Source organism: Rhodanobacter sp. G1, from assembly GCF_055397855.1.
In genome coordinates, this window is sequence record NZ_AP039674.1 from 2,388,382 (window position 1) to 2,414,143 (window position 25,762).

The 25,762-nt window shown below is 67.4% G+C and carries 18 protein-coding genes; 12 read left to right on the top strand and 6 right to left on the bottom strand.

Translation table 11 applies throughout. From position 1 onward, the window contains the following. Positions 1-503 precede the first annotated feature (503 nt). Both ACZ5Z2_RS10800 and ACZ5Z2_RS10805 read right to left on the bottom strand, forming a co-directional pair. A complete protein-coding gene (locus tag ACZ5Z2_RS10800) occupies positions 504-1,496 on the bottom strand; it encodes an extracellular catalytic domain type 2 short-chain-length polyhydroxyalkanoate depolymerase (protein ID WP_464758575.1) in 993 nt (330 codons plus the stop codon). 58 nt (positions 1,497-1,554) lie between these two features. Next, positions 1,555-3,780, bottom strand: a complete 2,226-nt coding sequence (locus ACZ5Z2_RS10805) for a TonB-dependent receptor (RefSeq protein WP_464758576.1) — start codon at positions 3,778-3,780, stop codon at positions 1,555-1,557. 166 nt (positions 3,781-3,946) lie between these two features. On the opposite strand from ACZ5Z2_RS10805, the gene ACZ5Z2_RS10810 reads away from it, so the two are divergent. From ACZ5Z2_RS10810 to ACZ5Z2_RS10825, 4 genes are all read left to right on the top strand, one after another. Beyond that, positions 3,947-5,344, top strand: coding sequence for a GntP family permease (locus ACZ5Z2_RS10810; protein WP_464758577.1), 1,398 nt, complete (start codon positions 3,947-3,949; stop codon positions 5,342-5,344). Between the two features lie 105 nt (positions 5,345-5,449). Next, the gene (gene typA, locus ACZ5Z2_RS10815; RefSeq protein ID WP_464758579.1) at positions 5,450-7,297 is read left to right on the top strand and encodes a translational GTPase TypA; all 1,848 of its coding nucleotides are present in this window, start codon (positions 5,450-5,452) and stop codon (positions 7,295-7,297) included. Between the two features lie 178 nt (positions 7,298-7,475). Further along, positions 7,476-8,048, top strand: coding sequence for a carboxymuconolactone decarboxylase family protein (locus ACZ5Z2_RS10820; RefSeq protein WP_464758580.1), 573 nt, complete (start codon positions 7,476-7,478; stop codon positions 8,046-8,048). Positions 8,049-8,123: 75 nt separating this feature from the next. Further along, entirely contained in the window at positions 8,124-8,801 is a 678-nt protein-coding gene (locus ACZ5Z2_RS10825; RefSeq protein WP_464758581.1) for a peroxiredoxin-like family protein, read from the top strand. Between the two features lie 10 nt (positions 8,802-8,811). Here the strand turns inward: ACZ5Z2_RS10825 and ACZ5Z2_RS10830 are convergent, their stop codons facing one another. Continuing rightward, positions 8,812-9,711, bottom strand: a complete 900-nt coding sequence (locus ACZ5Z2_RS10830; protein ID WP_464758582.1) for a LysR family transcriptional regulator — start codon at positions 9,709-9,711, stop codon at positions 8,812-8,814. A gap of 149 nt (positions 9,712-9,860) precedes the next feature. Here ACZ5Z2_RS10830 and ACZ5Z2_RS10835 point away from each other — a divergent pair, with 149 nt between their 5' ends. From ACZ5Z2_RS10835 to ACZ5Z2_RS10850, 4 genes are all read left to right on the top strand, one after another. Further along, entirely contained in the window at positions 9,861-10,628 is a 768-nt protein-coding gene (locus ACZ5Z2_RS10835; protein WP_464758583.1) for a TIGR00266 family protein, read from the top strand. A gap of 908 nt (positions 10,629-11,536) precedes the next feature. Then, positions 11,537-12,667: an efflux RND transporter periplasmic adaptor subunit gene (locus tag ACZ5Z2_RS10840; RefSeq protein ID WP_464758584.1), complete on the top strand. Its 1,131-nt coding sequence runs from the start codon at positions 11,537-11,539 to the stop codon at positions 12,665-12,667. Next, positions 12,660-15,773 carry an efflux RND transporter permease subunit gene (locus ACZ5Z2_RS10845; protein WP_464758585.1) on the top strand — a complete coding sequence of 1,038 codons (3,114 nt, stop codon included), beginning with the start codon at positions 12,660-12,662 and terminating at the stop codon, positions 15,771-15,773. The genes ACZ5Z2_RS10840 and ACZ5Z2_RS10845 overlap by 8 nt, the downstream gene beginning before the upstream one ends. 46 nt (positions 15,774-15,819) lie before the next feature. Beyond that, a complete protein-coding gene (locus ACZ5Z2_RS10850) occupies positions 15,820-17,295 on the top strand; it encodes an efflux transporter outer membrane subunit (protein ID WP_464758586.1) in 1,476 nt (491 codons plus the stop codon). A gap of 39 nt (positions 17,296-17,334) precedes the next feature. On the opposite strand, the gene ACZ5Z2_RS10855 is transcribed toward ACZ5Z2_RS10850, so the two are convergent. After that, the gene (locus ACZ5Z2_RS10855) at positions 17,335-17,943 is read right to left on the bottom strand and encodes a class I SAM-dependent DNA methyltransferase (protein WP_464758587.1); all 609 of its coding nucleotides are present in this window, start codon (positions 17,941-17,943) and stop codon (positions 17,335-17,337) included. A 167-nt stretch (positions 17,944-18,110) separates the two neighbouring features. On the opposite strand from ACZ5Z2_RS10855, the gene ACZ5Z2_RS10860 reads away from it, so the two are divergent. From ACZ5Z2_RS10860 to ACZ5Z2_RS10875, 4 genes are all read left to right on the top strand, one after another. Further along, the gene (locus tag ACZ5Z2_RS10860; RefSeq protein ID WP_464758588.1) at positions 18,111-19,688 is read left to right on the top strand and encodes a DUF1800 domain-containing protein; all 1,578 of its coding nucleotides are present in this window, start codon (positions 18,111-18,113) and stop codon (positions 19,686-19,688) included. 9 nt (positions 19,689-19,697) lie between these two features. After that, positions 19,698-20,900, top strand: coding sequence for a DUF1501 domain-containing protein (locus ACZ5Z2_RS10865; RefSeq protein ID WP_464758589.1), 1,203 nt, complete (start codon positions 19,698-19,700; stop codon positions 20,898-20,900). 147 nt (positions 20,901-21,047) lie between these two features. Beyond that, positions 21,048-21,581, top strand: a complete 534-nt coding sequence (locus ACZ5Z2_RS10870) for a M48 metallopeptidase family protein (protein ID WP_464758590.1) — start codon at positions 21,048-21,050, stop codon at positions 21,579-21,581. Positions 21,582-21,583: 2 nt separating this feature from the next. Next, positions 21,584-22,234, top strand: a complete 651-nt coding sequence (locus ACZ5Z2_RS10875) for a DUF6348 family protein (RefSeq protein WP_464758591.1) — start codon at positions 21,584-21,586, stop codon at positions 22,232-22,234. An 86-nt stretch (positions 22,235-22,320) separates the two neighbouring features. Here ACZ5Z2_RS10875 and ACZ5Z2_RS10880 read toward each other — a convergent pair whose 3' ends face one another. Both ACZ5Z2_RS10880 and ACZ5Z2_RS10885 read right to left on the bottom strand, forming a co-directional pair. Further along, entirely contained in the window at positions 22,321-23,757 is a 1,437-nt protein-coding gene (locus tag ACZ5Z2_RS10880) for a DNA sulfur modification protein DndB (RefSeq protein WP_464758592.1), read from the bottom strand. 119 nt (positions 23,758-23,876) lie between these two features. Beyond that, positions 23,877-25,679 carry an amidohydrolase gene (locus tag ACZ5Z2_RS10885; protein ID WP_464758593.1) on the bottom strand — a complete coding sequence of 601 codons (1,803 nt, stop codon included), beginning with the start codon at positions 25,677-25,679 and terminating at the stop codon, positions 23,877-23,879. Between the last annotated feature and the right edge of the window lie 83 nt (positions 25,680-25,762).

The window sequence follows — 25,762 nt, forward strand, 5'->3', positions numbered from 1 at the left end:
CGGCGCTTGCCGGGCTTCCTGCCCGGCAAGTCCGTGAGGCGCGGCCGGGCTTTTCGGCCGGGCATCCTGCCCGGTCGAAAAGGCGTTGCCATCCATGGCAACGCCCGCTGCGCGGCCTGATCGTCCACACCTCACCGCCGCCGAGGGGCCCCAGAAAAGCAGGCGCGCATCGTGCGCGCCAGAAGCAAAAGCAAAAGCAAAAGCTGGAGCGCTGCAAGCCCGCAGCACTCCAGCTTTTGTCGTTGCCCCTGCCTTTGCTCTTTCTGAAAGTGCTCGCTTGGAGCGCGCTGCTTTATCCGAGCCCCCTATGGCGCGGCGGGTGGGCGAAGGAAAACCCGCAGGATGGCCGGCAGGAAGTAACTCGGGCCGCAGCAGCGGCACGAAACCGCTTTGAAACTTGCGCAAGCGCACAAGCAGGCGGAGGGAAACAAAGGCCGCCGCGAGCACCCGCCCCTCACCCCAACCCTCTCCCCAAAGGGGAGAGAGATGAAAAGTACCCGCCCTCACTTCTCGATGGCGCGCACCGCCCCCACCAGCCAGCGCAGCTGCACGCCCTGCCGGGTGTCGTAGTTCGTGCCGGAATATCCCCACCAGTCCCAGCATGCCTGCGGATTCAAGGGCGCGAAGCTTGCGCGGGTCTGAGGGTACAGCACGGCCACGTCGTAGGCGTCCGCCCAACGGTTGAAGCCGGCATCGCGCACGAAGGCCTCGCCCACCGCCTCGGCGTTCTGCTTGCAGCCATGCAGAGCCACCAGCAGGCCACAGGGTTTGCCGGCGAGGCAATCTGGCGGCAGGTAGACGTAGCCGGTGTCGGCAAGGAAGGCGTCGGCGCCACCGGGGCGCAGGGCATCCTGGTCGAACGTGCGCAACGCCCCCTTCGCCGCCGTGGCCGCCCGCGGTGCGGGGCCGTACAACTGCGCGAAGATCGCGCCGGCCGCGTCGAAGCCGCAGTGGCCGAGGTAGGGCGATTCGGACTTGCCGCAGTCGTCGCCACGCGCCGCCACCGGCAGGTTGTGGCCGAAGTCGCGCTGGCCGTCGTCCACCACCCGCATGCCCTTGAGGCCCGGCACGCCATCGCGCAGCTTGCGGTAGAACGCCGCGCCGGCTTCGGCCACCACGGGAGCGACGACCGCGTCGGCGCGACCATGCAACAAGTACACGTGCGATGACGACAATGCGTCCAGGGAGCCGATCTCGCCGGAGCTGGCGCGCTGCTCCGCGCGCTTCACCAGCGCATCCACGTCGGGTGGCGGCACGCCCTTCATGCAACTACCAAGCGCGAGGTTCAACTGGCCATCCGCGCAGCCATAGGGGCCGCCCGCCACCAGCGCCGCGCCGTGGAAGACCTCCGGGTACGCCAGCTGCGCCTGGGTCGCCATATACGCCCCGGAGGACAGGCCGGCCACCGCCACGCGTGCCGTGTCGACCTTCAGCCTGGGCAGCGGCGCAGCCTCGTCGGCCTGCGCCGCCGCCGTCAGCAATACGGCGGCGGCCATGCACCATTTCATCCAACGCATCGCGATTCTCCCGGTTTGTGCGCCGCACGCATCATCGTCAGAATTCGTAGCGCGCGCTCAGCGTCACCATGCGCGGGTTGCCGTAGTAGCCGGTGACGATGCCCAGCGCGGCGATGTTGTAGCCGGTGGTGCGGTACGCCTTGTTGGCGAGGTTGCTGCCCTGCAGGCTCAGCGACCACGGCTGGTCGATCTGCCAGGTCACGCCGGCGTTCCACAGGCCGTAGGCCGGCTGCGCGATCAGCGGCGACAGCGTGGTTTCCGGATACACCATGCTCTGGTAGCTGTAGTTGACCAGGCCGGTGAGGCTGCCGCCGTTGCCCAGCGGGATGCTGTGCTCCAGCGTGAGGCCGCCGGAGAACTTCGGCGCGTTGGTGAACCGCTGCGTATCGGCGATGTTGACGCCGCCGCTCATGAACTGCGTGTACTTGGTGTGCATCCAGGCGAAGTTGCCGCGCAGCGTCCAGTCGTCCGAGGGCATCCACGCAAACTCTTCCTCCAGGCCGTCGATGTGGCCCTTGCCGGCGTTGGTGAAGTCGCCGAAGAAGCCCTGCTGGCCGTTCGGCAGCGTGTAGGAGGTGAACACCGACAGCTGGATGTTGGAGTACACGTTGCGGTACGCCGCCGTGTTCATCATCAGGCGGTCGTCGAAGAAGGTCATCTTGCTGCCCAGCTCGAAGGACTTCACCTTCTCGTCGTCGATCGGCCGGCACGAACTGGGGATCGCCGCGCAGTTCGCGCGGATGTTGTAGCCGCCGGAGTGGAAGCCTTCGCTGTAGCTGGCGTACAGCTTCACGTTGGGGTTCGCGCTCCAGTCCAGCGACACCTTGGGCGACACGTTGTCCGTCGCGTGCGAGCCGTTGAAGTCGGCCAGCGTCGCGATCGGCGTGCTGAAGCTGGCGTTGGCGTAGCCGTAGTTCTGGATCAGCGCGGTCTTGGTCTCGTGCGTGTAGCGCAGGCCCACGTCCAGGCTCCAGTCGGGGCTCATGTCCCAGGTGAAGTCGCCGTAGCCGGCATAGCTCTTGGTGTCCATGTCGCCGCCGGTGCTGCCGTACTGCGAATAGCCCAGCGTGGAGTACGGCGGCGAGCCGAGGAAGATGTTGTGGATCTGGCCGTCCGCGCTGCCGTCGAAGTAGAACAGGCCGAACACGCCGTGCACGCTGCCGCCGGCATCGTAGTTGGCCTGGAATTCCTGGCTGAACTGGTGGTCGCTGTACAGCGCGCCTACGTCGGCGACCTGCGCCGGCAGCGTGTCGAAGTCGATGTTGGTGTCGGTGGACGAGCCGCGCACCGCGGTCACCGATTTCAGCGACCATGCCGGATCGACGATCCAGTTCATCGTCAGCGAGCTGCCGTAGACCTTGGTGTGGTTGAGCTGCGCCATGCCGCTGCGCGTGTCGTAGTCACTGGAGAGCGGCTGGTAGTTGGGATAGAACGAGTTGACCTCCAGCATCTTCGCGCCGCGCGGGTTGGAGTTGTCGCGCATGCCGTCGAACTCCAGCTGGGCGTTGAAGTCGTTCGAGGGGAAGAAGCCCAGCGTGAGCCGCGCGGCGTTGGTGTTCTTGTTGCCGTTGCGGCTGCCGGTCTCGATGTCCTTGCCGAAGCCGTCGTTGTGCATGCTGGCCACCGCGAGGCGCGCACGCCAGACCTGGTCCGCGCTGGCGGTGCCGAGGTTGGCCTTGACGTCCTTCTCGCCGTGCGTGCCCACGGTGGCCTCGACCGCACCCTCGGTCTTCACCGGCAGCGGCTTGGAGATGTACTTGATCGCGCCGCCGATGGTGTTCTTGCCGTACAGCGTGCCCTGCGGACCGCGCAGCACCTCGATGCGATCCACGTCGAACACGTCCAGCATCGCGCCTTGCGGGCGCGCCATATAGACGTCGTCGATGTAGATGCCCACGCCGGGGTCGAAGCCCCAGGTGGGGTCGGCCTGGCCCACGCCGCGGATGTAGGCGGTGAGCGTGGTGTTAGAGCCGCGCGCGGCGTAGATCTGCAGCGAGGGCACCTTGCCCTGCAGGTCGCCGAGGTTCTGCACGTTCTGCGTGCGCAGGTCATCGGCGGTGAACGCGCTCACCGCGATCGGCACGTCCTGCAGCGTTTCCGCACGCTTGCGCGCGGTGACCACCACCTGGTCCAGCTGCTTGGCCTTGACCGGCGTGCCGCCCTGCTGGGCGGCCCCGGCGGGCTGCGACTGCGCCCATGCCGGCGACGCGAACGCCGCGCCCACCGCAAGACCCACCGCCAGACTCAGATGCGTGCGCTTCATGGTTTCCCCTCGTCGTTGGCGCATCCGACAGGCGCGGATGCCGATTATGCGGCGAGCTTAGGCAGCGCCCGCGCCCGCGGCACTTGTACCTTCGTACAGTGCCGGCGCGGCGCGGCGGTGCCGAATACTGCGGCCATCGTCCGATGGCTGCAGGGGATTCGAAGGCATGGCATTCCTGATCGTGCTGGCCGCGTTGTGCTTCCTGATGCTCGCGGCCTACCGCGGCCACAGCGTGATCCTGTTCGCGCCGATCGCCGCGCTGGGCGCGGTGCTGCTCACCGATCCGGCGCTGGTGGCGCCGATGTTCACCGGCCTTTTCATGGACAGGATGGTGGGCTTCCTCAAGCTGTATTTCCCGGTGTTCATGCTGGGCGCGCTGTTCGGCAAGCTGATCGAGCTGTCGGGCTTCTCCAAGGCCATCGTGGCCGCCACCATCGGCCTGGTGGGGCGCAGCCGCGCGATCCTCTCCATCGTGCTGGTGTGCGCCCTGCTCACCTACGGCGGCGTGTCGCTGTTCGTGGTGGTGTTCGCGGTGTATCCGTTCGCGGCCGAGCTGTTCCGCGCCAGCGACATCCCCAAGCGGCTGATCCCCGGCACCATCGCGCTTGGCGCGTTCACCTTCACCATGGATTCGCTGCCGGGCACGCCGCAGATCCAGAACATCATCCCCACCGCGTTCTTCGGCACCACCGCATGGGCCGCGCCGTGGCTGGGCACGCTGGGCGCGGTGTTCATCCTGATCGCGGGCCTGGCCTACCTGGAGTCGCGCCGGCGCAAGGCGGCCCGGGCCGGCGAGGGCTACGGCAGCGAACTGGTCAACGAACCCGCACCGTTCGAGCACGGCAGGCTGGTGCATCCGCTGCTCGCCCTACTGCCGCTGGTGCTGGTGGGTGTGGCGAACAAGTGGCTCACCGGCCTGATCCCGCGCCTGTACGGCGGTACCGCCACGTTCCAGCCCAGCGTGGTGGGCAAGGACGCGCCGGTGGTGCAGGAGGTGTCGAAGATCGCCGCGATCTGGGCGGTGGAGGGCGCGCTGCTGCTGGGCATCGTCTGCGTGCTGGCGTTCGCGTGGAGGCCGGTGGCGCTGCGCTTCGCCGATGGCAGCAAGGCCGCGGTGGGCGGCGCGCTACTGGCCTCGATGAACACCGCCTCGGAATATGGCTTCGGCGCGGTGATCGCCGCCCTGCCCGGCTTCAGGCTGGTGGCCGATGCGCTGCACGCCATCCCTAATCCGCTGGTGAACGAGGCGGTGGCGGTGACCGCGCTGGCCGGCATCACCGGCTCGGCCTCCGGCGGCCTGGGCATCGCGCTGGGCGCGATGGGCGACACCTTCATCGCCAACGCGCACGCCGCCGGCATCCCGCTGGAAGTACTGCACCGCGTGGCGGCGATGGCCTCCGGCGGCATGGATACCCTGCCCCACAACGGCGCCGTGATCACCCTGCTGGCGGTGACCGGCCTCACCCACCGCCAGTCCTACCGCGACATCTTCGCGGTCACCGTGATCAAGACGCTGGCCGTGTTCGTGGTGATCGCCGCGTATTCGCTGACCGGCCTGACCTGAACGCGGCGGCCCGGGCGCAAGCAGGCGCGCGCGCAAGCGCGTATAATCGACAGGTTCCCCTATCAGAAACCTGCGTGACGACCCCGCGTCGCCCGAGCCCAGCCCATGTCCATCGAAAACCTGCGCAACATCGCCATCGTCGCCCACGTCGACCACGGCAAGACCACCCTCGTCGACCAGTTGCTGAAGCAGTCCGGCACGCTCAACGAGCGCACCGTGCTGGCCGAGCGCGTGATGGACAGCAACGACCAGGAAAAGGAGCGTGGCATCACGATCCTGGCCAAGAACACGGCCATCACCTGGGAAGACAAGAAGACCGGCACCAAGAACCGCATCAACATCGTCGACACCCCCGGCCACGCCGACTTCGGTGGCGAGGTGGAGCGCGTGCTGTCGATGGTGGACACGGTGCTGATCCTGGTCGACGCGATGGACGGCCCGATGCCGCAGACGCGCTTCGTGACCCAGAAGGCGTTCGCCATGGGCTTCAAGCCCATCGTCGTGGTCAACAAGGTGGATCGCCCCGGCGCCCGCCCGGAGTGGGTGGTCGAGCAGGTGTGGGATCTGTTCGAGAAGCTCGGCGCCACCGACGAGCAGATGGAATTCCCGATCGTCTACGCCTCGGCGCTGAACGGTTACGCCTCGCTGGACGAAAACGCCCGCGAAGGCGACATGACCCCGCTGTACGAAGCGATCATGAAGCACGCGCCGAAGCCGGACGTCGATCCGGAAGGCGCCTTCCAGATGCGCATCAGCCAGCTGGATCACAACAACTTCGTCGGCGTCATCGGCATCGGCCGCATCCAGCGCGGCACCCTGAAGAAGGGCATGCAGGTCGCCGTGATCGACCGCCATGGCAAGAAGCGCCAGGGCAAGATCGGCCAGGTGCTCGGCTTCCTCGGCCTGGAGCGCATCGAGCAGGACAGCGCCGAAGCCGGCGACATCGTCGCCATTTCGGGCATCCCCGAGCTGACCATCTCGGATACCGTCACCTCGCCGGACGTGCCCGAAGCGCTGCCGGCGCTGAGCGTCGACGAGCCGATGATCAGCATGACCTTCCAGGTCAACAACTCGCCGTTCGTCGGCAACAAGGACCTGTCGGGCGGCAAGTTCCTCACCAGCCGCCAGCTGCGCGAGCGCCTCGACCGCGAGAAAGTCCACAACGTGGCGCTGCGCGTGGAAGACGGTTCCGACGCCGACAAGTTCCTGGTCTCGGGCCGCGGCGAACTGCACCTCTCGGTGCTGATCGAGAACATGCGCCGCGAAGGCTACGAGCTGGCCGTGTCGCGTCCGGAAGTGATCATCAAGGAAATCGACGGCCAGAAGATGGAGCCGATCGAGCAGCTGATCGTCGACATCGAGGAGCAGCACCAGGGCGGCGTCATGGAGCGCCTGGGCATCCGCAAGGGCGACCTGAAGAACATGGTGTCCGACGGCAAGGGCCGCGTGCGCCTGGAATACATGATCCCGGCGCGCGGCCTGATCGGCTTCCAGAACCAGTTCAAGACCCTCACCCAGGGTTCGGGCCTGCTGTTCCACGTGTTCGACCACTACGGCCCGTACACGCCGGTCGCCATCGCCAAGCGCCCCAACGGCGTGATGATCGCCAATGCCGGCGGCACCACCCCGGCCTACTCGCTCGGGCCGCTGCAGGATCGCGGCAAGCTGTTCGCCGCCGAAGGCGACTCGGTGTACGAAGGCCAGCTGATCGGCATCCACGCCAAGGACAACGACCTTACCGTCAACGCCATCAAGCCCAAGCCGCTGACCAACATGCGCGCCTCGGGCAAGGACGACGCGATCCAGCTCACCCCCGCGACCAAGTTCACGCTGGAGCAGGCGCTGGACTTCATCGACGACGACGAGCTGGTCGAAGTGACGCCGAAGGAAATCCGCATGCGCAAGAAGCACCTCACCGAGAACGACCGCAAGCGGGCTTCGCGCGGCGGTTGAGCAAGCCGTCCCGTGCATTGACGCCGAAGGCCGCCGCGAGGCGGCCTTTGCTTTTGCGCGCCATCGCCGGCGCCGGCCCCATGCCGCGCCGGAATGAGTGTTATCGACGCCGGCCGTCTACTGGGGCTGGCGGCCGCCACGCATCATTTGCCCATCGCCCACCACCAAGGAGCATGCGATGAGCACCTTCCAGTCCCACACGATGGCCACCGCCCCGGCCGCTTCCAGGGCCGGCCTCGAAGACGCCCGGCGCGCGTTCGGCTTCGTGCCCAACCTGCAGTCGTACATGGCCGAGTCGCCCGAACTGCTGGCCGGCTACGCCGCGCTCTGGAACCTGTTCTCGAAGGGCACGCTGACGCCGCAGGAGCAGCAGGTCGTCTACCTGAGCTCCAACTTCGAGAACAACTGCCACTACTGCATGGCCGGGCATACCGCGCTGGCGAAGATGGTCAAGATGGATGCCGGCGTGATCGCCGCCCTGCGCGCCGGCACGCCGCTGCCGGACGCGAAGCTCGAGGCGCTGCACCGGTTCGCCACCGCCGTGGTGCGCGAACGCGGCTTCGTGCCGGAGGCGGACGTGGATGCCTTCCTCGCGGCCGGCTACACCCGCCGCAACGTGCTCGAGGTGATCCTAGGCGTCGCCACGAAGGTCATGAGCAACTATACGAACCACATCGTGCATACCCCCTACGACGCGTTCATGAAGGGCAACGAATGGACGAAGCCCGCCGCCACGTCGGCCGCGGCCTGAAGCATGCCCGGAGGCGGCCCACGCGGGCTGTTCTCCCTCCCCCGATCGAACGACACACCGCAAAGGAGCAGAACCATGTCCCTGCAAGAGCGACTCGATGCCTTCAAGGCCGACTTCCGCGCCGGCAAGCCGCCCTTCAACGCGCCGCCGGAAATCCACCCGGTCATGGAGCGCGCGACGGCCGAACTGATCGCCAGCGGCCAGGCCGGCCGCGCCATCAAGGCCGGCGACCATGCCCCGGCGTTCGACCTGCTGGATCAGGACAGCCACCCCGTTTCCTCCGCCGGGCTGCTGGCGCAGGGGCCGCTGGTGCTCACCTTCTACCGCGGCGTGTGGTGCCCGTACTGCAACATCGAATTGCAGGCGTTGAACGAGGCGCTGCCCGCCATCCGCGCCCATGGCGCCAACGTCGTGGCGATCTCGCCGCAGACCCCGGCCAACAGCCGGAAATCGGTACGGCAGAACAAGCTGGGCTTCCCCGTGCTCAGCGACGTGAACGGCGAAACCGGCGCGCGCTTCGGGCTGCGTTTCGCGCTGCCCGGCTATCTGGTCGATCTCTACAAGGCGCTCAGGAACGACCTGCCTTCGTTCAACGACGATCCGTCATGGACGCTGCCGATGCCTGCGCGCTACGTCATCGGACGGGACGGCGTGGTGCTGTATTCGGAGGTCAACCCCGACTACACCCATCGCCCCGATCCGTCCGAGATGTTGCCGGTGCTGGAAAAGGCCGCGGCCGCCACGGCGGCCTGATCCGGCACACCTATCCCGGCGGCCCCTGCGTGCCGGCCAGCACTTCCTCGACGAAGGCGACGAAGGCACGTGCCTTCGCCGTCACCATGCGCCCCGCCGGAAACACCGCCCACAGGTCGAGCGGCGGCAACTGCCAGTCGGCAAGCACGGCCTGCACCGTGCCGTCGGCCAGCTCCGGCGAGAACATCCATTCCGATGCGATGACCAACCCCATGTGGCCGAGCACGGCGGCACGCACGCCCTCGGCGGCATTGACGCGCACCCGGCCGGACACCGCCACCGCCACTTCTGTCCCGTTGCGGTTGAACGACCACGACTCCCCGCCGCGCGATGCATGGACGATGGCCTGGTGGCGGCCCAGTTCCGCCGGCGTCCGCGGCACACCCATCGCCTCGAAATACCGCGGCGTGCCGATCACCAGGCGCCGGCCCTGCGCCAGGCGGCGCGCCATCATCGAAGAATCGTCCAGCGTGCCCATGCGCAGGGAAAGATCGACGCCTTCTTCGAGCAGGTCGATCGAGCGGTCGTCCAGCACGATGTCGAGTTGCAGATGGGGATGACGATCCAGGAAGGATTTGAGCGACGGCAGCACGTGCAATCGCGCGAAAGTCACCGCCGCGCTGACCCGCAGCCGGCCGGAAAGCCCGGTCGAGGATTCGCGCACCGCCTGCTCGGCCTGCCCGGCCTCCTCGATGGCGCGTCGCGCATGCTCGTAGAAGCGCTGACCCGCGTCGGTGACGGTCAGGCCACGCGTCGAACGCAGCAACAGACGCGCCCCCAACTGCTCCTCCAGCTGGGCAATGGATTTGGATACCGCCGGTTGTCCCAACTTCAGACGCCTGGCCGCGGCGGAAAACGAACCCGCTTCGACCACGGCCACCAACGTCTCCATCGCGGCCATACGATCCATTGCCTGCCCTCCGGTAAAGTGACAATCTCTTCCGGCGACAATGCCGGATTATCGCTTCCGACACCATTTGCACCATCGAACCGCATGCCGGCGCATGTACACCGCGGATGGATCCCAACCGCTCCACCCTACTCACCCGGAGGATTCGCATGCAGACACATATCCAGGGCACGACCATGCCGGTACTCGAAGTGCAGCTCGATCCGGGCGAAAGCGTGTTTGCCGAAAGCGGCGAACTGTCCTGGATGAGCGCGTCGATCCAGATGACCACGCACACCCAGATGGGCGGCGGCGGCGGCCTGTTCGGCATGTTCAAGCGCGTGGCCGGCGGCGGCAGCTTCTTCATGACGGATTACCGCGCCGTGCAGTCACCCGGCGTGGTGGCGTTCGCCACCAAGGTGCCCGGCCACATCGTGCCCGTGCCGGTGGCGCCGAACAGCGAATACATGGTGCATCGCCACGGCTTCCTCTGCGCCACCTCGCAGGTGGCCATCGGCGTGGGCTTCCAGCAGTCGCTGGGCGCCGGCATCTTCGGCGGCTCCGGCCTGCTGCTGCAACGGATCAGCGGCAATGGCACGGCATGGCTGGAACTGTCCGGCGAACTCATCCAGAAGAACCTGGCGCCCGGCGAGACGCTGCGCGTGCATCCCGGCCACGTCGGCGCGTTCCAGGCCTCGGTGAACTTCCAGATCACCACCGTGCCCGGCATCAAGAACGCCATCTTCGGCGGCGACGGCATCTTCCTCGCCTCGCTCACCGGCCCAGGCACGGTGTGGTTGCAGACCCTGCCGATTTCGCGCCTGGCCCACCAGATCGCCGAATACATGCCGGGCGAAGGCAACCGCGCGGCATCGACCGGCATCGGCGCCGGCCTGCTCGGTGGCGTCATCGGTTCGGTGCTGGGCAACAACGACTAGGGTCGCGCCGGAGACGGCGCGCCCTCGCCAGGTGCGATCGCATGGCATAGCGATGCAATGCCTTGGCAGTTCCCTCCCGCCAAGGACGGTCTGATTTTGCTCGTCATCCCAGCGAAAGCTGGGATCCAGCGCCTCCAAGCCATTGACAGAAATGGCACTGGATTCCGGCTTTCGCCGGAATGACGAGCAAGACGCCGATTAATCAGACCTTCCCCAAGTCGATCGAAAGGCCACCGCAAAGGCGGCCTTTCGTGCCTCGCGGCCGCGGTTCGTCCCATCGCGTCAGCCACGATTCAGGCGCCCGATCCTGCTGCCGAGCAGCGTGGCCTGCGGGGCGCCGCTCAAGCCGGAAATCCAGCCGTCCAGGCGCGTTGACAGCCCCGTAACCCACGACTACAGTGCGCGCGCCGTCAGCCCGGCTGACGGCATCCTTGGCCACTCCCAGCGAGAAATGGACAGTTATCCCAGTCGATGCGCCAGTGATCGCAAGCATTTGCGGACGCTGGCGTTCCACAACCCGATGAGCGCCCGCGACCGCCTGCGGCCGGCCTGCGTTTCCTTCGACTGAGGGGGATACGGGCCGCCGCCATGCGCCGTGTGCGCATGCATAGGCGAGCCCCATGTTCCACCGCTTCCCTGTTTCAAGAACATTCCGCCCGGCGCTCTCGCGTCGCGCGTCCGCGCGTGCCTGTCATCTTTCCGCCATGCGCGCATCGCAGGCTCCATCCTGCTTCGTCACGGATCACGGAGGCCGCCATGCCTGACGACAGTCGACCTCCCTCCGCGCCCGATACCGGCGCGACTCCCAACGATTCCACACCTCCCCGGATCGCCGCGTCCGGCGTGATGCAGGGCTGATCGCCCATGGCATCCGCCGCCGCCCATCCGGGCTGCATCGGATGCCAGCCATGTCCAACACGTATCTCCGCCCGCGCGCTGCCCTCTGCGCGCTCGCCCTCACGCTCGCCTGCCTGCTTGGCGGCTGCTCGCGCGACGAATCGGCGCAGGAAGCCGCGCCCGCCTTCGTCGTCCATGGCCGGCAACTCGAAGTGCCGGCCGATTCGCCGCTGCGCAAACGCCTGAAGGTCGCGCCGGTGAGCCTGCACCAAGCGCCGCACGACCTCGTCTTCCCCGCCAATGTCGAGGCCGATCCCGCGCACATGGCCAACGTGCTGCCCGCGCTCACCGGCCGCGTGCTGTCGCTGGACGTGAACCTTGGCGACCACGTGCAGCGGGGCCAGTTGCTGGCGGTGATCGACTCCGGCGACCTCGCACAGGCCTATGCCGACGTGGACAAGGCGCGCGATGCCCTGAACCTGGCGAAGAAGGCGCTGGATCGCGCGCACGGCGTGCAGCAGGCCGGCGGCGCGGCGGTGAAGGATCTGGAAGCGGCGCAGAGCGGCTACGTGCAGGCCGCAGCGGAATACCGGCGCGCGCAGACGCGTCTCGCCGCGCTGGGCGGCAACGCCGATGCCCAGCGCGGCGCGCGCCCGCTGCAGGTGCGCGCGCCGATCGCCGGCACGATCACCGCGCTGTCCATCGCGCCCGGCACCTTCGTCAACGACGCCACCGCCTCGATGATGACCATCGTCGACACCGGCAAGCTGTGGATCACCGCCGAGGTGCCCGAGGATGCGCTGGGCCTGGTCGCGCAGGGACAGCCCGCCACGGCCAGCGTGCCGGCGTATCCGGGACGCGTGTTCTGCGGCACCGTGGCTTCCGTGGGCGCCGTGATCGATCCCGCCAGCCGGCGCGACCCGGTGCGCATCGCCATCGACAACGCCGACCACGCGCTGAAGCCCGGCATGTACGCCACCGCCAGCCTCGCCGTGGCGCAGCCGGCCGAGGTGTTCGTGCCGGAGTCCGCGCTGCTGATGAACAACGACAGCACCACCGTGTTCGTGGAAGTGGCGCCGTGGACGTTCGAGCGCCGCACGGTGGAGCTGAGCTACGACGAGGACGACGGCGCCCGCGTGCTGAAGGGCCTCAAGGCGGGCGACCGCGTGGTGGTGGCCGGCGGAGTGCTGCTCAATGATTAACCGCATCATCGAGTTCTGCTTCCAGAAGCGCTCGCTATGCTTCGTGGTCGCCATCCTGGTCGCGCTTTTCGGCTGGTACTCGTGGACGCAGCTTTCCATCGAGGCCTACCCGGAGCTCAGCGCCGTCACCGCCCAGGTCACCACCCAGGTGCCCGGCCTCGCCGCCGAGGAGATCGAGCAGCAGATCACCACGCCGCTGGAACGCGCGCTGGCCGGCACGCCGGGGCTGGTGCACATGCGCTCCAGCAGCACCTTCGGACTGTCGCTGATCACCCTGGTGTTCAAGGACGGCAGCGAGGACTACTGGGAGCGCCAGCGCGTGACCGAGCGCATCGCGCAGGCGCAGCTGCCGCCCGGCATCACGCCCAGCCTCGATCCCGTCTCCGGCCCGGCCGGCGAGATCTACCGCTACACGCTGGAGTCGGACACGCAGAACCTGATGCAGCTGTCCGAGCTCAACGACTGGGTGGTGATCCCCGCGCTGGAAAGCGTGCCCGGCGTGGCCAACGTGGACAACTTCGGCGGCTACACCAAGGAATTCCAGCTGGTGCTCGACCCGGCCAGCCTGCTGCGCTACGGCGTGAGCGTGAACCAGGTGACCCAGGCCATCACCGCGAACACCGCCAACGCCGGCGGCGGCCGCATCACGCGCGGCGAGCAGAGCTACATCGTGCGCGGCATCGGCATGGTGCATTCGCTGAAGGATCTGGGCGACATCGTGGTGAGCCAGTCGAACGGCTCGCCCGTGCTGGTGCGCGACCTCGGCCGGCTGCGCTACGGCCACCAGGTGCGCGAAGGCATCCTCGGCAAGGACAACAACCCGGACACCGTCGAGGGCATCGTCGATCTGCTGAAGTACCAGAACCCGTCCGCGGTGCTGGTAAGCCTGCACGCCAAGGTGAACGAGCTCAACAAGCAGCTGGCGCCGAAGGGCGTGCGGATCGTGCCCTACCTCGACCGCGACGACCTGGTGCGCGCCACCACCGACAAGGTGTTCCACACCGTGATGGAAGGCGTGGGCCTGGTCTGCCTGGTGCTGATCCTGTTCCTCGGCAGCCCGCGCGCGGCGCTGGTGACGGCCACGGTGATCCCGCTGTCGCTGGTCACGGTGTTCATCCTGATGCACCTCACCGGCATGAGCGTGAACCTGTTCTCCATCGGCGCGATCGACTTCGGCGTGATCGTCGACGGCGCCATCGTGGTGACCGAGGCGATCCTGCTGCGCCGCGAGGCCAGGCCGAACGAGGAGCTGGCCAGCGCCGACGTGATGGCGGCCACCGCGCAGGTGGGCAAGCCGATCGTCTTCGCCACGCTGATCATCGTCACCGCCTACCTGCCGCTGTTCGCGTTCGAGCACGCCGAGGGCAAGCTGTTCCGGCCGATGGCGTTCACCGTGGGCTACGCGCTGCTGGCCGCGCTGCTGTGCACGATCACGCTGATCCCGGGGCTGGCCTGGCTCGCGCTGCGCAAGCCGCGCAAGCCGTTCCACAACAAGCCGCTGGAGCGGCTGCATGCGGGCTTCAAGTCCAGCCTGGGCCGGCTGCTGCGGCACCTGCGCATGGCCTACGCCGCCACCGCGCTCGCGGTGCTGGCCGTGCTCGTGCTGGGTGCCACGCTGGGCCGTGCCTTCCTGCCCACGCTGGACGAAGGTTCGCTGTGGCTGCAGGTGCAGATGCCCAGCGGCCTGTCGCTGGATCAGGCCAGTGCGATGGCCGGCGACCTGCGCCGCGTGGTGCGCAGCTTCCCCGAGGTGTCCTACGTGGTCACCCAGCTGGGCCGCAACGACACCGGCACCGATCCGTGGACGCCCTCGCACGTCGAGGTGGCGGTGGGCCTGAAGCCCTACGACAGCTGGCCCGGCCACGAGAGCAAGGCCGCCTTCGTGGAGAAATTCCAGGCAAAGCTGGCGCGCGAACTGCCCGGCATGAGCATCGGCGTCAGCCAGCCGATCAGCGATGGCGAGGACGACATGGTCAGCGGCGCGCACAGCGCGCTGGTGCTGTACGTCTACGGCGACGACTTCAGGCAGATGCGCAAGCTCAGCGACAGGATCGTGGACACGCTGAAGACCATCCCCGGCACCGCGGCGGCGATCTTCCAGGAGCCGCCGATCCCGCAGCTGGTGATAGCGGCGGATCGCGACGCCGCGGCGCGCTACGGCGTGAACGTGTCCGACATCAGCAACCTGATCCAGACCGCCATCGGCGGCGCGCCGATCACCCAGGTGTACGTGGGCGACCGCATCTACAACGTCACCGCACGCGTGTCCGACGCGGTGGCGAACAACGTGGAGGCCATCGGCCGGCTGCCGCTCACCACCGCCGGCGGCGCGCAGATCCCGCTGTCGCTGGCGGCGCACATCGCCTACCGCACCGGCGAAGGCACCATCGCGCACGAGGGCGGCAAGCGCGAGCTGTCGATCACGGTGGACAACGACCGGCTCGCGCTGTCGAAACTGGTGGCGCAGGCGCAGGCGCTGATCGCACGGAAGGTGCACTACGACCCGCAGGCGTACCGGCTCGAATGGGCCGGTACCTTCCAGGAGGCCGAGCGCGCGCAGGCGCGGCTGGTCGTGGTGCTCGGCATGGTGATGGCGATGATGGCGGTGCTGCTGTTCGGCGAGTTCGGCAAGCTGCGCCAGGCGCTGCTGGTGCTCGGCGTGGTGCCGCTGGCGACGCTGGGCGGCCTCATCGCGCTGCACTTGCGCGGCGAGACGCTGAACATCGCCACCGCCGTGGGCTTCATCGCGCTGTTCGGCGTGGCGGTGCAGAACGGCATCATCATGGTCGCCAACATCAACCGCCTGCGCACACTGGGCATGGCGCTGGCGCAGGCGGTGGTGGAAGGCGCCGCCGAGCGCTTCCGCCCGGTGCTGATGACCGCCACCGTGGCCACCATGGGCATGCTGCCCGCCGCGCTGGCCACCGGTGTCGGCACCGACGTGCAGCGCGGCCTCGCCACCGTGGTGGTGGGCGGCCTCGCCATCGCCACCCTGCTCACCCTGTACCTGCTGCCTGCGCTGTATTACGCGATGGAAAGCCGGGTCGAACGCCGGCATCCGCCGCGACCGACCAGCCCGGTTCCCGCGCAAGGCATCGTCCATTGATCCGACGCGGCGCGCCCGCACACGGCGCGCCGCCACAGGTGCTCGCATGAAGACACACATCACCCGCACATTCCGCGCGCTGCCGCTGCTGGCCGGCGCCATCCTGCTTGCCGGCTGCATGGTCGGCCCCGACTACCATCGCCCCGACGCGCCGCAGGGCGACCGCTACACCGCGCAACCGCTCCCCGCTTCCATCGGCCAAGGCGCAGATGCGCAGCGCCTCGTCGCCGGCATGGACGTGCCCGCGCAGTGGTGGACGCTGTTCCGGTCGCCGCAGCTCGACGCGCTGGTCAGGCAATCGCTCAAGGCCAACCCCGGGCTGGCCGCCGCGCAGGCCGCGCTGCGCCAGGCACAGGAGGCGCAGGCCGCCGGCAAGGGCGCGCTGTTCCCGCAGGTCACCGCCGACTACAACGTGGAGCGCCAGCACGTGGCCGGCACCTTGGCCAGCCCCGCCGCGTCCAGCGCCGACTACTACACGCTGCACACCGCCCAGCTCGAAGTGTCGTGGGCACCGGATCTGTTCGGCGGCAATCGCCGCCAGCTCGAGGCGCTGCGCGCGCAGACCGACGTGCAGCGATTCCAGCTGGAAGCCGCACGACTCAGCCTGACTGCCAACGTGGTGGTCGCCGCGATCCAGCAGGCCGGACTGCGCGCTCAGGTCGAAGCCACGCGGAAGATCGTCGCCGAGCAGCGGGAAACGCTGGATTCGTTCCGGCGCCAGCTCAAGCTGGGGCAACTTGCGCCGGCGAACGTCGCCGCGCAGATCACCGCGCTGGCGCAGGCGCAAGCCACGCTGCCGCCGCTGCAGAAGCAGCTCGACCAGCAGGACGACGCCATCGCCGCCCTGCTCGGCCAATCGCCCGCCGAGGCCGCGGCGACCGGATTCGACCTCGCCGACCTGCATCTGCCCGACACGCTGCCGCTCAGCCTGCCCGCACAACTGGTAGCGCAGCGGCCCGACGTGCGCGCCGCCGAAGCGCAGTTGCACGCCGCCTGCGCGCAAGTGGGTGTGGCCGTGTCCAACCGCCTGCCGAAATTCACGCTCAGCGCGAATACCGGCAGCTCGCCCACGAACATCGGCGACTTGTTCAAGGACGGCTCGGCGTTCTGGAACCTCGTCGCCGACGTCAGCGAACCGGTTTTCAACGCCGGCACGCTCAGGCACCAGCAGCGCGCAGCCGAAGCCGCGCTGGACGAGGCCAAGGCGCAGTATCGCGGTGCGGTAATCGCCGCCCTGCAGAACGTGGCCGACACGCTGTACGCACTGAGGGCCGATGCCGATGAGCTGCATGCCGCTCAGGTCGCCGAGCAGGCGGCCAAGCAAAGCCTCGACATTGCGCGCAAGCAGTTCGCACTGGGTGACACGGATCATCTCGCCATCCTGCAAGCAGAGCAGGCTTGGCAACAGACCGAGGTTGCGCTGGTGCAGGCCAGAATCGAACGCTACAGCGACACGGCGGCCCTGTTCCAGGCACTCGGCGGCGGCTGGTGGCAGGGCAAGGATGCACAAGCGGCGCGCTGACGGCATTTCCCTGGCCCGCAACGGGGCAGGGAAACTGGATCACGCGGGCATCTGCGCCCTCTCCAGCGCCGCGATGCGCCGCTCCAGCCGCGGCCCGAGATAGCAATGCGAGCCGCAGGGCAGCAACCCTGCGTTGCCGAACTCGCGCAGGTACCAGGTAGGCGCGCGCGACACGAAGCCGTGGCGGTCGCCCTCCACGTCGTCGCGGCTGGTGAACAGTTCGAGGAAGGCGATGCCTTCCAGCATCTCGACGATGCCGGCGAGGCCTGCGCGGATTTCCGCGGGCCTGAGGTAATGCAGCACGTCGGTGCACACGACCAGGTCGAAGCGCGCATCGAAACGCAGGTGTTCGAGCTGGCCGAACGTGGCCCGCCCGATGTTGCGGCTGCGCCCGTAGCGCGCCACCACGTACTCGCTGGCGTCCAGTCCGCGGTAGTCGATGCCCGGCCGCAGGGCGCGCAGCGGCGCGCGCCAGGTTCCCTCGCCGCAGCCCACGTCCAGCACGTTGCGGATCGGCCGGCCGAGGTAGTACTCCGCCTGCGCCACCGCCATCGCCACCTTGCGCCTGAGTTCGGCGGGCGAGCCCACCGCGTGCGCGGGGTCGCGGTACCACTTGTCGAAATAGGCGCGGTCGTAGGTCTTGGGCATCGCATGGCTCCGGCGGGACGGCGCATGGTAACCGGCACGGCACGCCCGCAAGTTGCTGCGAAACATGAACCGCCGGCGAATCCGCGCAGCGCGCCGCAGCGTGGCGGTCATCTTCCACGGCATGCTCGGCGTTGAATCCGCCCATACCTTCGCTGGAGAACGGATGCATGCCTGCCGCGCCGATACGCCGCCATGCGCTTGGCCTGTTGCTCGGCTGCCTGCCCGCGCTGGCTTGCGCAAGCCAGACCCAACCCCAGCGCATGATGGCCGCCGCCACGGTGACGGCCAGGGTGGACGGCCTCTCGCTCGCCGACATCGCCTGGCTGCGCCGCGACGGCTTCGGCCTCGACAGCGCCACGCTGGCCAGCTACCGCGAGCTCGGCCGCACGCGTTTCCTGGACGAACAACTGGCCGGCACGGACGACACGCTGCCGCCGCAGGTTGCCGCGCAGATCAACGCGCTGCCGGTCGTGGACACGCCGCTGCCCGACTTGCTGGCGGATTTCCGCGACAGCCAGCGCCGCTTCAAGGACATGCCCGCCGGCCCCGGCAAGGACGCCGCGAAGAAAGCCCTGGGCAAGTACCGCCGCGACCTCTACCAGCAGGCCGCGCAGGCCGAGCTGCTGCACGCGGTGTACGGCGGCGACCAGCTCAAGGAACAGCTGGTGTGGTTCTGGCTCAACCACTTCAGCGTGTACGCGAACAAGGGCGCGGTGCGCGTGTTCGCCGCAAACTACGAGGAACGGGCGATCCGCCCGCACGCGCTGGGCAAGTTCAGGGACCTGGTGATGGCCACGCTGCAGAGCCCGGCCATGCTGGTGTTCCTCGACAACGCGCAGAACGTCAAGGGCAAGACCAACGAGAACTACGCGCGCGAGCTGATGGAGCTGCACACGCTGGGCGTGGGCTCGGGCTACACCCAGGCCGACGTGCAGCAGCTGATGCGCGTGCTCACCGGCGCCGGCCTGCTGCCGCCGAAGCTGGCGATGCGCGGCGGCCGCTTCGGACGCGGGCGCCCCGGCGTCGTGCGCGACGGCCTGTTCGTGTTCAACCCGGCCAGGCACGACGACGGCGACAAGACCTTCCTCGGCCAGACCATCGAGGGCAACGGCTACGCCGAGATCGGCCAGGCGGTGGATCTCATCGTGCGCCAGCCCGCCTGCGCGCGCTTCATCTCGCGGCAACTGGCCGAATACTTCATCGCCGACCAGCCCTCTCCCGCGCTGGTGGACGCGATGGCACGCACCTTCCGCGACACCGACGGCGACATCGCCGCGGTGGTGCGCACCATGATGCTGTCGAAGGACGCCGCCGCCGTGGGGGGGCGCAAGTTCAAGGATCCGATGCGCTTCGTCGTCTCGGCGATGCGGCTGACCTACGACGGCCAGCCCATCCCCAACGCCGAGCCGCTGCAGAACTGGCTGCAGCAGATGGGCGAGCCGCTGTACGGCCGCATCACGCCGGACGGCTGGCCGCTGGACTCGTCGAGCTGGACGGGCTCCGGCCAGCTCAGCAAGCGCTTCGACTTCGCCCGCGTGATCGGCAGCGGCCGCAACCGGCTGTTCGCCGATGGCAAGGGCGATCGCCAGCCGCACGACGCGCCCGACCTGCAGGACTCCGCGCTGTACCGCGACGCCATCGCGCCCACGCTTTCCGATGCCACCCGCGACGCGCTCGCCAAGGCGAAGTCGCCCGCCGAGTGGAACACCTTCCTGCTGTCCTCGCCCGACTTCAACTACCGCTGAGGTGACGCCATGAACCGCCGCGAATTCCTGCTTGCCGCCGCCGGCGCCGCCGCCGCGTCCACGCTGTCGTTCTCGAGCCGGCTGTTCGCCGCGCCCGCCGGCTCGCCGCGCTTCCTGCTGGTGTTCCTGCGCGGCGGCTACGACTGCAACAACCTGCTGGTGCCCTGCGGCAGCGATTTCTACTACGCGTCGCGCCCCACCCTCGCCATCGCGAAGCCCGACGCAAGCAATCCCGAAAGCGCGGTGGCGCTGGACGCGGACTGGGGCCTCAACCCGGTGGTGCGCGACTCGCTCTACCCGCTGTGGCAGAAGAAGCAGCTCGCCTTCGTCCCCTTCGCCGGCACCAACGACCTCACGCGCAGCCACTTCGAGACGCAGGATCACATCGAGCGCGGCGAGCCGCTGGGGCAGAACGCCAACTACCGCTCCGGCTTCATGGCGCGGCTCTCCGGCGCGCTCGGCAAGGCCACGCCGTCCATCGCCTTCACCAACAACCTGCCGCTGAGCTTCCAGGGCGCGGGCCGCGACATTCCCAACATCTCGCTGAAGGGCGACCCCAGGGCGCATTTCGATGCGCGGCAATCGGCCATCCTCGCCGGCATGTACAAGGGCACCGCGCTGGCGCAGGCCAGCGCCGACGGCCTCGCCCTGCCCAAGACCGTGTCCGACGATCTGCGCAACGAGATGGTGGCAGCCAGCCGCGGCGCGCCCAGCGCGCACAACTTCGCCGCCGAGACGCGCCGCATCGCCACCCTGATGCGCGACCGGTACCGGCTCGGCTTCGTGGACGTGGGCGGCTGGGACACCCACGTCAACCAGGGCAGCACCAAGGGCGGCCTGGCCAACAACCTGAAGAACCTCGGCGAAGGCCTCGCCGCCTACGCCGACGCGATGGGCGACGCGTGGAACGACACCACCGTGGTGGTGCTCTCCGAGTTCGGCCGCACCTTCCGCGAGAACGGCGACCGCGGCACCGACCACGGCCACGGCACCGTGCACTGGGTGCTGGGCGGCAAGGTGGCCGGCGGCCGCATCGCCGGCGAGCAGCTCGCCGTGACCCAGTCGAACCTCTTCCAGAACCGCGACTACCCGGTGCTCAACGACTACCGCGACGTGCTGGGCGGCCTGTTCGCGCGGCAGTGGGGCTTGAACCGCAACCAGTTGCAGACGGTGTTTCCGCAGGCGCGGCCGAAGGATCTGCAACTGGTGTAGCTGCCCGCCAAGGGTGGCTCGCCGGCAAACGAGGCCTGCGGGATTCCGAACCCGCATCGGACGAAGCCTGCCTGGCCATGGCGCATCCGCATCGGCGCGGCGGCCTGACGCGACACATGCGTATCGGCGCAATGCGAGAATGCGCCGATGACTCCGCTGAAATATCTCCAGGCGTATCCGCCCGCCCTGCAGGACAAGGTGCGCCGGCTGATCGCGCAGGAGCGTCTCGGCGAACACCTGGCCGCGCGCTACCCGGATCGCCACGACGTGCAGAGCGACAAGGCGCTGTACGGCTACGTGGCCGCGCTGAAACAGCGGCACCTGAAAACCGCGCCAAACATCGACAAGGTGCTGTACGACAGCAAGCTCGACGTGGTGCAGCGGGCGCTGGGCCTGCACACCGCGATCTCGCGCGTGCAGGGCAGCCGGCTCAAGGCGAAAAAGGAGATCCGCGTGGCCAGCCTGTTCAAGGCCGCCGCGCCGGAGTTCCTGCAGATGATCGTGGTGCATGAGCTGGCGCACCTGAAAGAAAACGAGCACAACAAGGCGTTCTACCAGTTGTGCGAGCACATGCTGCCGGACTACCACCAGCGGGAATTCGACCTGCGCATGTACCTGACCTGGCGCGAGCTGCCTTCGACCCGGCTGCCTTCAACAAGCACCACCAACCCGCAGGAATGACGATGGACAGTGCGGCACTGCAGAAACACCTGTTGCGGCTGTTCGAACGGAACGGCGTGGAACTCGATCCCGACGAGGACGGCTGGCTGACCACCGACGGCGACTTCCCGTCCGTGCGTGCCCAATGGCACGCGGATACCGCCGACGAACCGGGACGCCTCGACATCGACGTCGTGCTGAGCGAGGAACGCTGCATCGAGGAAAGCTTCGCCGGGCACGGCAACGGCGCGGACGGCTGCATGGCCGCCCTGCGCGCATTCGAGCACAGCGCGCTGCATCCGCTGCTGACCGCCTGCTGGTACGTCACCGACGACCGCAAGCTGACGATCACGGCATGGGAGATCGGCATCCGCACCTGGGACGTGTTCGCCGGCCCCTTCGCCCTGCACGGCGCGGACATCACCGATCTGGAGATGCTGGAACAGGTGCCTGCGGCCATCGAGTCCGCACTGCAGCGTGAGGCATTGACTCCCGAGCTGCACTGGTTGCGACTGGTGTACCGCAAGACCACCGATGGCGAAGCGCGCTGCGAAGTGCTGCTCGACAACGAGCCGTGGGCGGCGGGGACACTGGCGCTGACCGCCCTGGCATGGCCGCAGGATGGCGACTACAGCGCGCATGGTTTCGTGGTGCTGGACGTGCGGGATTACTGACTACGGACGGCGAAATACTGCCGCTATTTCCCAAAATTAGAGAACACGTAACGCGGGCGATGATTGGTCGCCCGCGTTACCAGCTGTTACTGCTTATGCCTGCTGGGAAGACCAAGCTTCCAGCGGATCATGTCGCCGATGATCGGATAGATGTCGTTGTGCTTTGCGCCGAACCGCATAACACCCTCCTGGAATGAGCCGATGTCCCGATTCCCGGTTTCTGTGGAAGGGAGATAGTCGGCAAGCCCGCTCAGGCCATAATCCAATCGCTGCCCCTCAGTAAGCTCGTAGTAGCGCCACATTGGGTTCTGGTGTGAAAAGTCGATATCTGAGATAGACGAGAGGAGTACATCCAGGAGCTGCTCACCATCCTTGGGTCGGCGGTTTGAAAATGCGAAGTCATAAGTCAACTTTGACAGGGCCTTCAAAACGACTGGCTGAGCCGCAACAGTGTTTTCCTTGGCGTGCATCTCACCGAAACCTGTGATCGCCATAACGCCCTCCCACATGCGCTTGGCCACCTCCGTCTTGTCCGTGACATCAGCAGGCTTCGCTCCTCCGATGTTCGTCTTATTCAAGAACAGAATCGCGTTAACGCCGACCACGTCTTTCCAAGCTAGCGTGCCCTGATCATCCTTCCAGTCGACCGCATCCTTCTCGACGATCTTGAGCCCCATCTCCTCATGCAAGGTTTCTTTGATGAAGAGATTGACTGGGTTCGAGTTGTCGAACTTGAGAGCAAGGTTTCGATCAACCTTCTTGCCAAGGTTATTCAGGTCATGGAAGAGCTGACGCTCCTGGTCGATATCGAGGCCGAGGTGAAGCTCGACCGACACCTTGCAGAAGGAACGAGTAGCAGTCATCACCTCTTGCCAAGCCGCCAAGTAGGCCGGAGCTACTTCCAAGCTAACGGCCGGATACAGAGACCCCTTCTTAGGATATGTGTGAGTCCGCAGGACGTGATCAAGGAAATCGAACACGATCTCCATGGCCTTCCGTCGATGCTGACCGTCGATCACCCATAGCACATGCTGCTGAGACAAGAAGACCTCAAACGCAGCCAAGCGATCATCCGTGGTCACCAGCTTCCTTACCTTGAGACCCTCTCCGGCCCGACGGCAGTTTCGGATATTCGCGACGAGTGGCTGGAGCGCAACGTATGGCTGCGGCCCGAGTGTGTCGCGCAACTCTTGCAGTACGGTGGATAGCGGCTGCTTACGCTCCGCCCGGAAGTCGATTGCTCCGTAGATCAGCCCCTTGAGGATGTAGACGGCCAGCTTCTGTGCATGCGGCAGGTCAAGCTTGCGCTGCGCGATCTGCCCTTCATCCAAGGTCGGGTCGTTGGCGACTGCCGACATTTGCACGAACTCATGCATGGGGATCTGAAGCAGATTCACCCTGTAGCCAAGGTTGTGACCAACGAAGACCTTAAAAGGCTTCTCGCTCGTGTCGCCCTCCGCCAAAACGTCGCTAAAGGACTCAAAAGGGGCAGGCACGGCCGCAACGACATCGTTCATATTCATAGAACCTCCCGGACTGATTTTTGTATCCAGGCAAGTCTATATTTAAATCCAGGATCACGTCAATACTATTCCTGGAATATTTTCCAAACACGCCAGGGGTGTTTTCTTATGCCGCCCCCTCAATTCACATGATCAAACTCCGGCATCGCCTTGAACAGCTTCCCGCTGCGCCACGCGCCGGCATCCGGACGCTCGTACACCAGCTTGCCGCCCACGATGGTGTAGAGCACCCGCGTGCGCAGGATCTGATTGTCGGGGATGGTCAGCAGGTTGCCTGAGAACACCACCATGTCGGCAAGCTTGCCGGGGCTGAGCGAGCCCAGCTGGTGATCCTCAAACAGGGCGTAGGCGTTGTTCCAGGTATAGGAGCGCAGGGCTTCCATCCGCGTCTTCGCCTGCGCCGGGAAGAAGCGCTGGCCATGGCCGTTGTCGCGCGTCACCGCGCAATAGAAGCCGGCGATGGGGTTGGTGTCTTCCACCGGCGTGTCGCTGCCATCCAGCACGATGGCGCCGCTATCGATCAGCGTGTGCCACACGTAGGCGCCCTCTTTCGCGCGCTGCTCGCCCAGGTGCGCCACCACGTAGGGCGCGTCCGAGCAGGCGTGGATGGATTGCATGGACGCGATCACGCCCATCTGCGCGAAGCGCGGGATGTCGGCGGGATCGAGGTGCTGCGCGTGCTCGATGCGCCAACGCAGGTCATGCGCGGCGGGATCTTCGTCGAAGATCTGCTGGTACATGTCCAGCACCTCGCGGTTGGCGCGGTCGCCGATCGCGTGGATCGACACCTGGAAGCCGTCGCGCGCTGCGATGCGCGCGATCTTCGCGAGCGTGGCCATCGGCGTGACGTTCTTGCCGGTGACGCCGGGCGCGTCGTCGTAAGGTTTCAGGAGCCACGCGCTGTGCGTGCCCAGCGCGCCATCGGAGACGTCCTCGCCCACGCCGCGCACGGTGAAGTGGTCGTCGGCGTAGCCGATCGTGCGGTACCTGGCGAGGTTCCTGTCGAGGCTGTCGACGCCGAGCACGCCGACGTTGACGTACAGACGCAGCGGGAAGCCCTTGGCGGCCTGCTGCTTCAACCAGGCTATGGTCTTGAAGTCCTCGCCCATGTCGACGAAGCCGGTGATGCCCTTGCTCACCTCATTCTGCATGGCCAGCTTCAGCGATTGCTCCTTGCGCGCGGCCAGTTCCTGCGGCGGCAGGCTGGCAAGGTAGCGGTCGTAGGCGGCGTACACCGCGTCGCTTGCGGTGTCGCGCAGCGCGCCGATGGCATTGCCCTGGGCATCGCGCACGATACTGCCGCCGACGGGGTCGGGCGTGTCGCGGCCGATGCCGGCGAGCTTCAACGCCGCGGCATTGGCGTAGATAGCGTGGCCGCTGGCGTGCGCGAGCAGCACGGGGTTGTTCGGTGACACCGCGTCGAGGCTGGCCGGCAGCGGCAGGCCGTCGACGTTGGGCTGGGGCACCTTGTCCCATTTGCTCTGCTGCCAGCCCTGGCCGACGATCCACTCGCCCGGCCTGGCCTTGGCCACCGCGGCCGTCACCATCGCCACGATGACGTCCCAGTTCGGCGCCTCGCCCACGTTGAGCTGCATCAGCGAGTCGCCGGTGTCCAGCAGATGGCCGTGGCCCTCGATGAAGCCGGGCGTGACGAAGGCGCCGTGCAAGTCCAGCACTTTCGTCTTCGGGCCGACGTAGCGCGCGATGGCCTCGTCGCTGCCCAGCGCGGCGATCCTGCCGTCCTTCACCGCCAACGCCTGCGCGTGCGGCTGCAGCGGATCGAGCGTGGCGATGCTGGCGTCGCGCAGCACCAGGTCGGCGGCGGGCAAGGCGGGCGGGAAGCCCTTGACCGGCGCATCGGCGGCGGCGGCCGCAAGCGAAACCAGTGCGAGGGCCGCAAGCCCGGTTCGGCGGAAGCGCATGGTTTCTCCCCGTTGGTCGCGCGCAGATGCGCCAGCCCAGCGTAGAAAGCCCGCCGGCCCGGGTCAACGGCGCGAAAGATCCC

Coding starts and splice junctions, on each gene's coding strand:
- ACZ5Z2_RS10800 (WP_464758575.1), bottom strand. CDS start 1,496: ATGGCCGCCGCCGTATTGCTGACGGCGGCGGCGCAGGCCGACGAGGCT.
- ACZ5Z2_RS10805 (WP_464758576.1), bottom strand. CDS start 3,780: ATGAAGCGCACGCATCTGAGTCTGGCGGTGGGTCTTGCGGTGGGCGCG.
- ACZ5Z2_RS10810 (WP_464758577.1), top strand. CDS start 3,947: ATGGCATTCCTGATCGTGCTGGCCGCGTTGTGCTTCCTGATGCTCGCG.
- typA (WP_464758579.1), top strand. CDS start 5,450: ATGTCCATCGAAAACCTGCGCAACATCGCCATCGTCGCCCACGTCGAC.
- ACZ5Z2_RS10820 (WP_464758580.1), top strand. CDS start 7,476: ATGAGCACCTTCCAGTCCCACACGATGGCCACCGCCCCGGCCGCTTCC.
- ACZ5Z2_RS10825 (WP_464758581.1), top strand. CDS start 8,124: ATGTCCCTGCAAGAGCGACTCGATGCCTTCAAGGCCGACTTCCGCGCC.
- ACZ5Z2_RS10830 (WP_464758582.1), bottom strand. CDS start 9,711: ATGGATCGTATGGCCGCGATGGAGACGTTGGTGGCCGTGGTCGAAGCG.
- ACZ5Z2_RS10835 (WP_464758583.1), top strand. CDS start 9,861: ATGCAGACACATATCCAGGGCACGACCATGCCGGTACTCGAAGTGCAG.
- ACZ5Z2_RS10840 (WP_464758584.1), top strand. CDS start 11,537: ATGTCCAACACGTATCTCCGCCCGCGCGCTGCCCTCTGCGCGCTCGCC.
- ACZ5Z2_RS10845 (WP_464758585.1), top strand. CDS start 12,660: ATGATTAACCGCATCATCGAGTTCTGCTTCCAGAAGCGCTCGCTATGC.
- ACZ5Z2_RS10850 (WP_464758586.1), top strand. CDS start 15,820: ATGAAGACACACATCACCCGCACATTCCGCGCGCTGCCGCTGCTGGCC.
- ACZ5Z2_RS10855 (WP_464758587.1), bottom strand. CDS start 17,943: ATGCCCAAGACCTACGACCGCGCCTATTTCGACAAGTGGTACCGCGAC.
- ACZ5Z2_RS10860 (WP_464758588.1), top strand. CDS start 18,111: ATGCCTGCCGCGCCGATACGCCGCCATGCGCTTGGCCTGTTGCTCGGC.
- ACZ5Z2_RS10865 (WP_464758589.1), top strand. CDS start 19,698: ATGAACCGCCGCGAATTCCTGCTTGCCGCCGCCGGCGCCGCCGCCGCG.
- ACZ5Z2_RS10870 (WP_464758590.1), top strand. CDS start 21,048: ATGACTCCGCTGAAATATCTCCAGGCGTATCCGCCCGCCCTGCAGGAC.
- ACZ5Z2_RS10875 (WP_464758591.1), top strand. CDS start 21,584: ATGGACAGTGCGGCACTGCAGAAACACCTGTTGCGGCTGTTCGAACGG.
- ACZ5Z2_RS10880 (WP_464758592.1), bottom strand. CDS start 23,757: ATGAATATGAACGATGTCGTTGCGGCCGTGCCTGCCCCTTTTGAGTCC.
- ACZ5Z2_RS10885 (WP_464758593.1), bottom strand. CDS start 25,679: ATGCGCTTCCGCCGAACCGGGCTTGCGGCCCTCGCACTGGTTTCGCTT.